This is a genomic window from Comamonas aquatica (assembly GCF_018064205.1).
In the GTDB taxonomy this organism is placed as follows: Bacteria; Pseudomonadota; Gammaproteobacteria; order Burkholderiales; family Burkholderiaceae_C; genus Comamonas; species Comamonas aquatica.
The window spans coordinates 1,845,158-1,858,241 of record NZ_CP072916.1; the positions used below are offsets into that span (position 1 = coordinate 1,845,158).

Genomic DNA, 13,084 nt, shown 5'->3' on the forward strand with positions numbered 1-13,084 from the left:
ATGACCCAGACTCTTCAAGGCATAGCCCCCATTTCGCACCTCGGCATCATCCGCGTACAGGGTGAAGACGCTGCCCAGTTTCTGCACAACCAACTGACCAATGACTTTGCGCTGCTGGATCTGCAGCACGCGCGCCTGGCCGCCTTCTGCTCGGCCAAGGGCCGGATGCAGGCCAGCTTCATCGGCTTCAAGCGCGCCGCGGACGACATCCTGCTGGTCTGCAGCCGCGATCTGCTGGCGCCGGCCCTCAAGCGCCTGTCCATGTTCGTGCTGCGCGCCAAGGCGAAATTGAGCGATGCCAGCGCCGACTTTCAGCTGCTGGGTCTGGCCGGCGATGCCGTGCCCGGCGGCCTGCAGGCGCCCTGGAGCCTGCAGACCATGGCCGACGGCGCCCACCTCGTGCAGCTGTACCCCGCGGCCCAGCAACCCCGCGCGCTGTGGGTGGCACCTGTGGCCACCCCGGCCCCCACCGGGGCGGCGCTGAGCGCCGAGGCCTGGCTGTGGAGCGAAGTGGCCAGCGGCGTGGCCACCGTCTCGCAGCCGGTGTTCGAGCAGTTCGTGCCCCAGATGCTGAACTATGAGTCCGTCGGCGGCGTGAACTTCAAAAAGGGCTGCTACCCCGGCCAGGAAGTGGTGGCGCGCAGCCAGTTCCGCGGCACGCTCAAGCGCCGCGCCTTCATCGTGCATGCCGCCGGCCCTCTGTCGGCCGGCGCCGAAGTGTTTGCGGCCAGCGATGCCGAGCAAGCCACAGGCACTGTGGTGCAGGCCGCCCCGCGCCCGGACGGTGGCTGGGCCGCCATCGTCAGCATGCAGATCAGCGCCGCCGGCGAAACCCTGACCGCGGGCAGCGCCAGCGGCGAGGCCCTGCAGCTGCAAGCCCTGCCCTACACCCTGCTGGACGACATCTGATACGCAATTCCGCGTACGGCGCGCGGGTGCAAGTGGACTAAAATTCTCGGCTGGCCTATGTCCAAGCTCCGCAGTGTTCGCGCTGAGGAACTGGGCTTCTGGCCGTTGGCCAGCATGCGAAAAAATCCAAATTCTCAGGAACCCGGTTTTTTCAGCATATAATCTAGGTCTTGTCGGCGTGTAGCGCAGCCTGGTAGCGCACTTGCATGGGGTGCAAGGGGTCGCGAGTTCGAATCCCGCCACGCCGACCATTGATATAGGAAAAGGGCTAACAGCATGCTGTTAGCCCTTTTTTGATGCCGAATTCATTTCTATTTTTCGCCCAGCACCTGGGCATCGACCGAGCAAAAAAATGATCGAAGGTTTGATTACCGGACGCCTGACCACCGACCCCAGCGAACGCACCGACCGCTTTGGCAAGACCTTCATGGTGGCGCGCATGCGTGCCACCGTGGGCGACGGCGGCCTGCGCGCCAATACGGGTGACGGCCCCAGCAGCCTGTTCGTGAACGTGGTGGCGTTCGACCCCGTGCCCTGCAACCAGCTGCGCGAGTTGCAGGAAGGCGATGTGGTGTCGCTGGTCGGCCCCCTGACCCCCAAGGTCTGGACCGACCGCCAGGACATCAGCTACCCCGCCCTGGACGTGGTGGCCTACCGGGTGATGGCCTTGCCCCGCCCCGCCACGCCGGATTACCAGGGCTGATGCACCCACCGGGCGATGCCTGTCATCTCAAAAAGTCATATAAAAATAATAATTAATTCTCACAAAGAATATGGATGCCATATTACAGTGCTGCATCAATTCTTTGAGAGTGTGAGATGGTGAACAAACGCCTATTTATCCAAGCTGCACTGGCGGTTGCAACTGCCGGTGCCTTCAGCGTGCACGCCCAGGACGCCATCAAGGTGGGCGTCACCGCCGGCCCCCACGCCCAGATCATGGAGCACGTCAAGCAGGTCGCCGAGAAAGACGGCCTGAAGATCCAGATCGTCGAATTCAGCGACTACGTGCAGCCGAATGCCGCCCTGGCCGCAGGCGACCTGCAGGCCAACAGCTACCAGCACAGCCCCTACCTGGATGCCCAGGTCAAGGACCGCGGCTACAAGCTGGTGAAGCTGGCCAACACCGTCAACTTCCCCATCGGCCTGTACTCCAAGAAGGTCAAGAAGCTGAACGAACTCAAGACCGGCGCCAAGTTCGGCATCCCCAACGATCCCACCAACGGCGGCCGCGTGCTGCTGCTGCTGCAGGACCAGGGCCTGATCAAGCTCAAGCCCAACGCCGGTCTGAAGGCCACACCACTGGACGTGATCGAGAACCCCAAGAAACTGCGCTTCGTGGAACTGGACGCCGCCCAGCTGCCGCGTTCGCTGGATGACCTGGACGCCTCGGCGATCAACACCAACTTCGCCATGTCGGCCGGCCTGAACCCCAAGAAGGACGCGATCGCACTGGAGCGTGCCGATGGCCCCTACGTCAACATCCTGGTCGTGCGCGCCGGCGACGAAAAGCAGGCCTGGGCCAGCAAGCTGGTGAAGGCCTACCAATCGCCTTCGACCCGCGAGTTTGTGGAAAAGCAATTCCAGGGCTCGGTGCTGCTGGGCTTCTAGTCCTGGGCCGCACCGCCGCCATCCAGCCCCTGGCCTTGGTCAGGGGCTTTTTCATGGGGTGGCGCAGCAAACTCCATAGCTGGCAGCGCTTGCTACACCTGGACTTCAACCCGTTTTCGGTGCAACTTGCAGCAAACGCAGGCGCCAACCGCTATCAAATTAGCCATCGCCACCCGAACGCCGCCGCCCCAGCCGCCGCGTTACGGATGTAACCCGGGGTGCTAGAATGCGCCCCCGTCACTCTTGCCCACGCCCTGGCGGCGGGCGCCAGGTGGCCCCACGGCCCCGCTATGCCCCACATAGCGGGGCTTTTACATCGTGATTTCACTGCATCATCGCACGATGGCGCATCGGCATCCCGATCTTGACGAAGTAAACCGGCCCGCAGAGGCCCATTTTTATGCCTGATGACAGTCCACACCGTTTTTCCAACCACGCGCTGCTGCTGACCCAGCGGCCTGCACGCCCCCAGGCCAAGCCGCCCGAGTTCACCACCCCTTGATTTCCTGTAGAGGTAGATAAATTGACCACCCCTCATGATTCGCATGGAGTCGCTAAACTCCAAAAGACACTTGTCCTGTGGCAAGTCATCATCATCGGCCTGGCCTACATCCAGCCCATGACGCTGCTGGATACGTTCGGCATGGTGTCGCGAGACAGCCTGCAGCACGTACCCACGTCTTACATGATTGCGTTGATCGCCGTGCTGCTGACCTCGCTCAGCTACGGTCACATGATCCGCAAGTACCCCTCCTCGGGGTCTGCGTACACCTATGTGCAAAAGTCCATCCACCCGAACGCGGGTTTCATGGTGGGCTGGTCCTCCTTGCTGGACTACCTGTTGTCCCCCATGGTCAACATCCTGCTGGCAAACATCTACCTCACCGAACTCTTCCCCGACGTCAACCACTGGGTCTGGATCATCGGCCTGTCGCTGATCATGGTGGGCGTGAACCTGCGCGGCGTGCGCTTCGTCGCCAACTTCAACAGTCTGATCGTGCTGCTGCAGGTGCTGATCATCGGCTTCTTCACCGTGCTGATCTACCAGAAGCTGTCCGCTGGCCAGAATGCCCTGGGCGACATTGCCCAGCACGGCCACGACGCGCTGTGGAGCTTCAACCCCTTCTGGAGCGCCAGCACCGAAATCGGCGCCCTGATCACCGGCGCCACCATCCTGTGCTTCTCGTTCACCGGCTTCGACTCGCTGAGCTCGCTGGCCGAAGAAACCAAGGACGTGAAGAAGACCTTGCCGCGCGCCATCTTCTTGACCGCGCTGATCTCGGGTGTGATCTTCGTGGCCGCTACCTACTTCATGCAGCTGTACTTCCCCGGCAACCCGGAGCAGTACTTCGAGCTGGTCGACGAAACCCAGCCTGAAATCCTGCTGCTGGTCGGCGGCGCCTTCTTCCAGTCCGTGGTGCTGAGCTTCGCCATCGTGACCGTGATGGCCTCGGGCATTTCCGCCCACGCCGGCGTGTCGCGCCTGATGTACGTGATGGGCCGCGATGGCGTGCTGCCCAAGAAGTACTTCGGCTTCATCAGCCCCAAGAGCTTCACCCCCGCCTTCAACATCTGGCTGGCGGGCGTGATCTGCCTGACCGCTGGCTTCCTGAGCCTGGAGTTCGTGGTGGCGCTGATCAGCTTTGGCGCACTGACGGCCTTCAGCTTCGTGAACCTGTCGGTGATCTGCAGCTACGGCTTCCGCGATGGCCGCCTGAAGACGCCCAAGGACATCCTGAACTTCTTCGTCGTGCCACTGCTGGGCTTCATCTCCATCGGCGCGCTGTGGCTGGAGGTGGAAGACACCTCGCTCAAGGCCGGCATCACCTGGGCCGCTGTGGGCATCATCTACCTGGCCTGGCTGACCAAGGGTTTCCGCAAGGCGGCCCCCCAGCTGCACGAGGAAAAGCTCTGAACCAGCCCCGCCGCGCATGCGGCTGACGGCATGTGCGACACACGGTCACAGGTATTCACAGCCCGGGCAAGCCCCGGGCTTTTTTTTGCCTGCGCCCGCACGGGTCCAGGCCGCAGTCAGCAGTCGCGGCTGGTGTGGCCTTGCCTTGCCACCAGCCTGCGGCACCAACCACGTCCAAGACTCAGTAGTGCAGAAACACGTGGTCGCCTTCCTGCTGCACGCGCACGCCCGCGGCCATGGCGCTGAGCGCGCCCAGCACGCTGCCCGCCACCCCGCCCAGCACCACGCCCACCCCGCCCGCCATCAACGCGCCCAGGGCGCAGCCCAGCACGGCCCCGGCGATCATGCCGCCCCCGGTCAGTGCCGAACGCACCTCGCGCGCCATCTCGGCATCATCCAGGCCCACCTGGGCCGCAGGGTCCGGGCCCTGCGATGGCACACCGCAGCCTGGCCGGGCCTGCTCCAGCAGATCCGGATCGGTGGAACGGGCCGTGACGCCCTGGGATGGATGGTCTTTCATGGGGTACCTCCTGGCTGGCGTGCAGACACGCCATGCACAGCTCCGGTTGTACGCCCCTGCCCCACCACCGCCTGCAAGCCAAGACGGCCTGCCGCTGTCAGCCAGCACAGCACACGCCTCAGCTTTGACGCACACTGGTGGCGTGTTTGCCACGGGCGTTATGCCCATCTCTCCCCTCACACACCCCATGCCTGGCTGGCGCGGCACCCGAGGTGGACACCTCCAGGCGTTGATCGAACTGACGAGGCCGCGGATGGGGCCAGATGGGGCGCATGCCGGTACCATGGCCCACACAACCCCCGGCAGGTTTAGGCCTTGATCACCAGGGGGCCCACGGGCCGCTGGGTGTAGTGCGCGGCCCAGCCAGCGGTGTCGGCAAACAGGCGCAGGGCCTTGATGCGGCGCGCCGCAGTCAGTGTGAAGCGGTGCTCCACCCCCTCAGGCACGCGCAGGTAGTCGCCAGCCCGCACGCAGACCACGCGCTCCTCGCCCTGCGCGTCCAGAAAGCCGAAGATCCCCTCGCCTTCCAGGATGTAGCGCACCTCATCGTCGGCATGGGTGTGGGGCTCGTCAAAACGCTGCAGTGCCGCCTCCAGCCCCGGCGTGGTCGGGTGCAGCACCACCAGATCCATGCTGTGGTAGCCATGGGTGGCACAGGCATCGGCCACGCTGGCCCCCACGGCCTGCACCACCGTGGCCTGCTCCTCAGCATTCAGCGCATCCTGGGCCAGCAATGCAGCCAGGCCAGGCGTAGTGGGCACCGGGCGGTGCAACCATTGCACCCCCAGGCCTGCAACAAATTCAAGATCGGACAATATCGGACGGTTCATGGCATTTCCTTGGGAAGTCAGGCCCCAACGCTCCATCACACAGGAGGTGCTGGCGCTCTGCAGCGCCCGTGCATGCCCCCGGTGCTTGTGCCCTGCTGCGCCTGGCAGCAGGTGTACGCACAAAATTAGCGCAAATCCACCCCAGGGTAAACACGCATATGCTTATGCTGTGCGCGCCCGCAAAGGCCTGGGCCCGACCGGTGGCCAGGCCACCGGAAGCTGCCACCCAGCAGGCGGCACCCGCCATGAAAAAAGCCGTGCACAGGGCACGGCTTGCAGTGGGAGCACAGCAGCTTACTTGTGGCTGATGCGGCGCACGATCCAGTCGCCAAAGCTCTGGATGGCCTGCACGAAGAAGATCAGCAGGATCACCACGGCCAGCATGATGTCCGGCAGGAAGCGCTGGTAGCCGTAGCGGATGCCCAGGTCGCCCAGGCCACCGCCGCCGATGGCTCCGGCCATGGCCGAGTAGCCTGTCAGGCTGACGAAGCTGATGGTCAGGCCGGCCACGATACCCGGCAGGGCCTCGGGCAGCAGCACCTTCCAGACGATCTGGCTGGTGGTGGCGCCCATGGACTGGGCGGCTTCCACCAAGCCGTTGTCCACTTCGCGCAGCGAGGTTTCCACCAGGCGCGCGATGAAGGGGGCTGCCGCAATCGTCAGAGGCACCACGGCCGCCCAGGTGCCAATGGACGAACCGGTCACCAAGCGTGTGAACGGGATGATGGCCACCAGCAAGATGATGAAGGGCGTGGAGCGGATGGCGTTGACGATCCAGCCCACGGTGTTGTTCAGCGGTGCGTTTTCCAGCACGCCGCCCTTGTCGGTCAGGCGCAGGAACACGCCCAGCGGGATGCCGATCAGGCCGCCCAGCAGACCCGAGATGCCGACCATGATCAGCGTCTCCCAGAACGAGTCGATGAACAACTCGATCATCATTTCCGAAAAATTCTCGAACATCGCTTCGCCCCTTACGCCTTCACTTCCACCACCTGCACCACCACACCGCTGTCACGCAGGTGGGCGATGGCCGATTCAATCCTGGCCGCATCGCCGCTGGCATACACCGCCAGCGAACCGAACGTCTGCTCCTGGATCTCGTCGATCTGACCGTGCAGGATGGACAGGTCCAGCCCCAGCTCGCGGATCAGGTGCGACAGGATGGGCTCGTAGGCGCTCTCGCCGGCATACGACAGGCGCAGCAGCTTGCCGCTTTGCCCGGCAGGCAGCTTGGCGGCCAAAGACTGCACGCGCGCCAGCACGCTGTCGGGCAGCTCCTGGGGCACGATCTCGTCGATCAAGCTCTTGGTGATGGCCTGCTGGGGACGGGTGAACACATCGATGACCGAGCCCATCTCGGCAATTTCGCCAGCATCGATCACGGCCACGCGGTCGGCAATCTGCTTGATCACCTGCATCTGGTGCGTGATCAGCACCACGGTCACGCCCAGCTCGCGGTTGACCTTGCGCAGCAGGTCCAGGATGGAGCGTGTGGTTTCGGGATCCAGGGCCGAGGTGGCCTCGTCCGACAGCAGCACCTTGGGGTTGGACGCCAGCGCGCGCGCAATGCCCACGCGCTGCTTCTGGCCCCCAGAGATCTGCGCGGGATAGCGGTCCGCCAGGTGCGACAGGCCCACCAGCTCCAGCAGCGGGTTGATGCGCTCCTGAATCTGCGCCTTGTTCATGCCCGCCAGCTCCAGCGGCAGCGCGGCGTTGTCGTACACGGTGCGCGAAGACAGCAGATTGAAGTGCTGGAACACCATGCCGATCTCATGGCGCGCGGCGCGCAGCTGCGCATCGCCAAGCGTCATCAAATCGCGGCCGTCGACAATCATCTGCCCCGAGGTGGGACGGTTGAGCAGGTTGATGCAGCGCACCAGCGAGCTCTTGCCCGCGCCGGAGCGCCCGATGATGCCGAAGATTTCGCCCTGCTCGATGTGCAGGTTGATGTGCTTGAGCGCTTCGACAGGCCCCTTGGGGCCTTGGTAAGTCAGGGTCAGATCCCGAATGTCGATCATGTAGTCAGCCACGGCACGCGCCCGCCCATGGCCTGCGGCATGCCCGAAAAAATTGGAATGGTGGAATGTAACGTGCCGATATAAAACAGCAAAAGAATCAATGCTCAAGTAATAAGATGCATTGGTTATATCGGCGAGCCTGGGGCTAACCCGCAATGATGCCTGAAATGCGGCCGCCCAGTCACAAGCCGCGGGTGAAAACCATGGCGCCAGCGCATGTCGGCACGACGATGTGCTACACAAATCGATGCATCCAGCGCTCGATGTGCCTGCTTTTCAGATGCGTTGACACCTGAAATACAGACAGCATCAGCGCCAGCTGCTCTTATTTGTAGTAATTGGGCTCGTAGGGCTTGTCGGTGAAGACACCGATCAGGCCCAGGGACAGCTCCTTGTCCGTGCCTTTGTAGGCTTCGTACATCAGACGCTTGAGTGCATCGGCGGCGCGGCTGGAGCGCTCGCCGCTGTACAGATTCTCCTCGATCACCGCGCCCGTGGTGGTAAGCCGCACCCAGGCGGCCGAGCCCAGCGCCACGCGCTCCAGCGTGTCCATGGGCACGTCGAAGGCGGTCACGCCGGGCAGTCCCGACGCATCCTTGGCCTTGGAGCGCACCCGCAACGGTGCATGTGGCCGTGCATTGAACTCAATCGCCTCGATCTGGGCCTGTCCGCCCCAGGTACCTACCAGCAAGGTGGCACGGTTCGGCGCGGTGCTGCTCCAGCGCACGCCCAGCGTCGGGCAGTGCGCCACGCGCCCACAGTCCATGGGCAGCGGGGCGAAGGCCACGGTTTTCACCTGCGTGGCCTTGTCTTCCTGCACCTGCACCACCGCCTCGGTGCCGCCTTTGCCACTGCTGGCACAACCGGCCAGCACCAAGGCCCCCAGGGCCACCCCTATCCACTGTTTCATACGCACCTTCTTGTGTCAAAAACTTGCCCGCCGGCACTTGCTGCGGCGGCCACACCACATGTTGCCATGAAGCGCGCCGCGCGACTCACGCCCGGGCCTCGGCACGGTCCACGCCAGACGCCGCCGTGTCGTCCTCGGGCCGGGTGGCCGCCGCGGCCGCGCCCATGGAACGCGGCGCACTGCCCGGCAGCACCAGGCGCGTGCCGCAACGGCGGCAAAAGCGCGAATCGTCCTCGTGCCGCTCCAGCCCGCAGGCCTCGCAGTCCACCCCCTTGAGGCTGGCCTTGGTGCCCACATTGCGCGACAGCTCGGCCCCCACAATGCCGGTGGGCACGGCCAGCACGCCCCAGCCCAGCAGCATCATGATGGAGGCAAAGATCCGCCCCAGCGGCGTGGACGGTGTCACATCGCCGTAGCCCACGGTGGTGACGGTCGAAATCGCCCAGTAAATGCCCATGGGCACGCTGGTGAAGCCATGCTCCGGCCCCTCGATCACGAAGATCAGCGCCCCCATCACGAAGACGATCAGGGCCACCACGCTCAGGAAGACGAAAATCTTGCGCCCGCTGGCCCGCAGCGCCTGCCCCAGCATCAGGTACTCGTTCAGGAAGTTGCGAAAGATGGGGAAGATGTGGAAGGTGCGCACCAGGCGCAGCGCCCGCACCGCCGCCAGGAAGTGCGCCTCCGGGTAGAAGATGGCCAGGTAGGTGGGCACGATGGACAGCAGGTCAACCAGCCCGTAAAAGCTCAGCGCGTAGCGCCAGGGCCGGCGCACCGAGATCAGGCGCAGCGCGTATTCCACCGTGAAGCCGATGGTAAACAGCCACTCCAGCCCCCGCAGCAGGTAGTACATGCGCCAGTCCTGCGCAATCGCCGGGATGCTGTGCGCAATCACCACGCACAGGCTCAGCACGATGGCCAGGGTCAAACGGCGCTCGAAGCGCTTGCCCATCTCGGTGTTGCTCTCGAACACCGTGCGGTAGATGCTCTGCCGCCAGCGCGCCACCGGCACGCCCAGCCGGTCGGCAGAAGGGTAGTTGTCGCGGAAAAATTCGGAAATCGAAGCAAACAAACGCATGAAAACAGGTTGGCCAGCCGTGGCAGTGCCGCAAGACTGGCAAGTGCACCACAAGAAAAAGGGCCACGCCTGTGCATCCACTTGGCGTAGCCCCGCTGGCCCGTATTGTAGAAAACCACTGCGCCCGGGCGGACCCCAAAGGCCCCGCACCTGCGCACGTCTTGATACTCACCAGCGGCAGGACCCCAGGCAGGGCCACATCCCCCCACCCGGCCCTCAGGCGGCATCGAGCTCCGACAGGCTCGGCGACCAGCAGGTCACGCGATTGCGGCCATGGCGCTTGGCGTGGTACATCGCGGCATCGGCACGCTCCAGACACAGCGCCACGGACACATCGCTGTGCGCCACCACGCACACCCCCAGGCTGACGGTGAAACGGATGGGCGCCTGCCCAGGCACCTCGACCCGCAGGCGCTCCACGGTTTGGCGCAGACTTTCGGCGCGCCTGAGGGCCACGTCCTGGTCCAGCCCTGCCAGCAAAACGGCGAACTCTTCCCCGCCCAGGCGCCCCAGCATGTCCTCCTTGCGCAGCTCCTTGGTGACGGCCACCACCAGGTGCTTGAGCACCTCATCCCCCACGGCGTGGCCATAGGTGTCGTTCACACGCTTGAAGTGGTCCACGTCCAGCATGATCAACGCGAACGAGCGCCCCATGCTCAGGCGCAGCCGCTCCAGCTTCATGTCCATCTGGGCCAGGAAGGCTCGGCGGTTGCGCGCCCCGGTCAGCGGATCGGAGGTCGCCAGTGCTTCCAGCTGCGATTCGCGCTGCTTGTAGTCGGTCACGTCATGGAACACCCAGCACCAGCCCAGGTCGCGCTGGTCCTTGCGCAGCGGCCAACGGTCGACTTCCAGATGCCGGCCACTGGGCAAGGCGTACAGCATGCGGCCAGGCTCGCCCTCCGCCTGCCCTGCGCACTGCGCGTCTGCGTTGACAAGCTCCGCCAAATCGGCCGGCAGATGCTCCACCAGATGCTGCAGGCGCTGGCCCACCAGATCCGACACCGGCAGTGGCACATCCAGCATGGAAACCAGCATGTCGTTGGCCGCCAAAATCGTCTGCCCCCTGCTGTCGCTCACCAGAATGCCGGAGGGGAAGCGATCAATCACGGCCGCCATGCGCAAGCGGGTCTGCGCCAATTCAGCCTCCGCACGGTGGCGCGCATCCACATCGAACAAGGTCCAGATGACATTGCCCTCGGGATCCGAGGGGGCCAGCAATGTTCCCTGCATGTCGAACCAGCACAGATGGCCGTCGCTGCCGCGCAGCTCCCACTCGGCGCGCACCACCCCATCGGTCTTCAGCCGCTGGTACAAGGGGCCAAAGCGCTCGAAGCTCTCCTGCGAGCCATGCATCGCGCTGAACGACCGCGACTCCGGCAGTCGGTGCGGGTCCAGCCCGAAGTACTCCGCCGCCCGCTGGTTGGCATAGACCATCTGGCGTTCATAGCTGGCCACCAGCACCAGCGCACTACCCCTGTCCAGCAAGGCGCTGACCAGGTGCGTCTGGTCCACGCGTTCCTGGATGTCGCTGTGCATGCCCAGCATGCGCAGCGCGCGGCCCTGCGCATCCCGCAGCGTGACCTCCCCCCGCGATTCCACCCAGCGCCAGCCGCCATCCTGCTGGCGCAAACGCATCTCCACCCGAAACGGTTCACCCTCCGCCAGGTGCTGCTCCAGCCGCGCGCACACCCTGGCACGATCGGCGGGGTGCAACTGCTCCACAAAGCCGCTGAGTCCCAAAGCCCCCAGCGACTGGTCGGGACGCCCCACGATCTCGTAGCAACGCGCATCCCACACCACCGTGTCCTTCTCGCAATCCGATTGCCACAGGCCGTCCCGCACCGCACCGATCGTCAGGCGCAGGCGCTCCTCACTTTGGCGCAAGGCATTTTGCAAGGCCTCGTCCTGGGTCACGTCCAGGATGTAGCCATGCCACAGCAAAGCCCCATCCTGCTCTGGCTGGGGCGGGGATGCGGATAAAAACTTGGACTGGTTTTATGCGGCTAGACCAAGTTTTTGCCGGTATTGCACAGGGCTCAAACGCCCCAGAGATACCTTGATACGTTTTTCGTTGTACCAACGGATGTAGGTATCTACGGCTTCAATGAACTGCTCAATCGTCGTTGATTGCCAGTTACCCGGATAGAACAGCTCAATCTTTAGCCTGCCAAAGAAGCCTTCGCATGCTGCATGGCGTTGTTGCATAAATCGTTGCTCAGCAAGCGGTAGGCTTGCGGCATGAGCCACTCCCGTAAGCCCCGCTACCGCACCACAAACTGGAAACAGTACAACGCAGCTCTCAAGGCCCGCGGCTCTTTGACGGTGTGGCTGGACAAGCGCATGTGTTGGTTTGCCGCTGCAAGCGGCAAACGCGGGCGAAGCCCGAAGTTCTCGGATGCTGCCATTCAATTCTGTTTGACGCTCAAGAACCTGTTTGGCTTGGCGCTGAGACAAACTACAGGCTTGGTGGAGTCGGTGCTGCAACTGTGTGGCCTTGCCTGGTCCTCTCCAGACTTCAGCACCCTGTGCAGGCGGCAGCGAGATTTGGATGTCCAGATTCCGTACACCCGCAGTAAAGCAGGCTTGCACCTGCTGGTTGATTCGACAGGCATCAAGTTTCTGGGTGAAGGCGAGTGGAAATGCAAAAAGCACGGCGCTGAATACCGCCGTCAATGGCGTAAGCTGCACATTGGTATCGATGCGGATACCTTGCAGATTCGGGCCATCTGCGTGACGAGTAATAACGTCAGTGATGCCTCAGTGCTCAGCGACTTGCTGGAGCAACTGCCGCCCGATGAAACGCTTCAAAGTCTTATCGGTGATGGCGCCTACGATACACAGCCCGCCTATGAAGCGGTCATCAGGCACGGTGCAATCCCCATCATTCCTCCCCGCAAGAATGCACGAGTGCGCAGGGGTGCTGTGTTCGAGCGCCGCAATGCAGCGATTGCTGCGTGCAGGCGGCTGGGGCGAAGTATATGGAAACGCTGGATTGGCTACCACCGGCGAAGCTTGGTGGAAGCCAAGATGAACTGCATCAAACGTTTGGGCGAGCGGGTGATGTCCCGCACCTTTGAACGCCAAGTGAACGAGCTGCATATCCGAGCAGCCATCTTGAATCGATTTACTGAACTTGGCCGTCCTCAGACGGCAGCCGTGGCATAGCCACGGCTGGGGGTTGGGGTCAATCGCCTCAAATTGGATTTATGCAACAGCGCCGCTTGGCTACAGTTGCGAATGACAGTGAAGCCTGGACAATGAGCAAGTGGTGTTTACGTTGTGGCGAGGGGCAG

Annotated in this window: 12 protein-coding genes, 1 tRNA gene and 1 pseudogene; 6 read left to right on the forward strand and 8 right to left on the reverse strand. The window is 63.5% G+C overall.

The features are described 5' to 3' along the window. The 5 genes from ygfZ to KAQ61_RS08780 all read left to right on the forward strand — a co-directional run bounded on the left by ygfZ (position 1) and on the right by KAQ61_RS08780 (position 4,435). Positions 1-909, forward strand: coding sequence for a CAF17-like 4Fe-4S cluster assembly/insertion protein YgfZ (gene ygfZ / locus KAQ61_RS08760; protein WP_210931460.1), 909 nt, complete (start codon positions 1-3; stop codon positions 907-909). Positions 910-1,083: 174 nt separating this feature from the next. Then, positions 1,084-1,160: transfer RNA gene (locus tag KAQ61_RS08765), tRNA-Pro, on the forward strand. A gap of 101 nt (positions 1,161-1,261) precedes the next feature. Then, the gene (locus tag KAQ61_RS08770; protein ID WP_042420047.1) at positions 1,262-1,612 is read left to right on the forward strand and encodes a single-stranded DNA-binding protein; all 351 of its coding nucleotides are present in this window, start codon (positions 1,262-1,264) and stop codon (positions 1,610-1,612) included. A gap of 116 nt (positions 1,613-1,728) precedes the next feature. Further along, on the forward strand, positions 1,729-2,520 hold the full coding sequence (locus KAQ61_RS08775; protein ID WP_210931462.1) for a MetQ/NlpA family ABC transporter substrate-binding protein: 792 nt from the start codon (positions 1,729-1,731) through the stop codon (positions 2,518-2,520). A 523-nt stretch (positions 2,521-3,043) separates the two neighbouring features. Continuing rightward, on the forward strand, positions 3,044-4,435 hold the full coding sequence (locus KAQ61_RS08780; RefSeq protein WP_244983037.1) for an APC family permease: 1,392 nt from the start codon (positions 3,044-3,046) through the stop codon (positions 4,433-4,435). A 181-nt stretch (positions 4,436-4,616) separates the two neighbouring features. Here KAQ61_RS08780 and KAQ61_RS08785 read toward each other — a convergent pair whose 3' ends face one another. From KAQ61_RS08785 to KAQ61_RS08820, 8 genes and pseudogenes are all read right to left on the reverse strand, one after another. After that, entirely contained in the window at positions 4,617-4,955 is a 339-nt protein-coding gene (locus KAQ61_RS08785; protein WP_210931464.1) for a hypothetical protein, read from the reverse strand. Between the two features lie 308 nt (positions 4,956-5,263). After that, complete coding sequence (locus KAQ61_RS08790; protein WP_210931466.1) at positions 5,264-5,785, reverse strand: cupin domain-containing protein; 522 nt, start codon at positions 5,783-5,785, stop codon at positions 5,264-5,266. A 294-nt stretch (positions 5,786-6,079) separates the two neighbouring features. Then, positions 6,080-6,745 (reverse strand): methionine ABC transporter permease, encoded by a 666-nt coding sequence (locus KAQ61_RS08795; RefSeq protein WP_042419617.1) that lies wholly within the window; start codon positions 6,743-6,745, stop codon positions 6,080-6,082. A gap of 11 nt (positions 6,746-6,756) precedes the next feature. Further along, entirely contained in the window at positions 6,757-7,803 is a 1,047-nt protein-coding gene (locus KAQ61_RS08800) for a methionine ABC transporter ATP-binding protein (RefSeq protein ID WP_210931810.1), read from the reverse strand. 325 nt (positions 7,804-8,128) lie between these two features. Next, positions 8,129-8,713 (reverse strand): hypothetical protein, encoded by a 585-nt coding sequence (locus tag KAQ61_RS08805; RefSeq protein ID WP_210931468.1) that lies wholly within the window; start codon positions 8,711-8,713, stop codon positions 8,129-8,131. Between the two features lie 85 nt (positions 8,714-8,798). After that, entirely contained in the window at positions 8,799-9,791 is a 993-nt protein-coding gene (locus tag KAQ61_RS08810; RefSeq protein WP_210931470.1) for an ion transporter, read from the reverse strand. 216 nt (positions 9,792-10,007) lie between these two features. Then, a complete protein-coding gene (locus KAQ61_RS08815; RefSeq protein ID WP_210931472.1) occupies positions 10,008-11,732 on the reverse strand; it encodes a sensor domain-containing diguanylate cyclase in 1,725 nt (574 codons plus the stop codon). Between the two features lie 54 nt (positions 11,733-11,786). Beyond that, positions 11,787-11,984, reverse strand: a pseudogene (locus tag KAQ61_RS08820) (IS3 family transposase); the annotation flags it as partial. Between the two features lie 45 nt (positions 11,985-12,029). On the opposite strand from KAQ61_RS08820, the gene KAQ61_RS08825 reads away from it, so the two are divergent. Further along, positions 12,030-12,956, forward strand: a complete 927-nt coding sequence (locus KAQ61_RS08825; protein ID WP_042419979.1) for an IS5 family transposase — start codon at positions 12,030-12,032, stop codon at positions 12,954-12,956. The last annotated feature ends 128 nt before the right edge of the window (positions 12,957-13,084 follow it).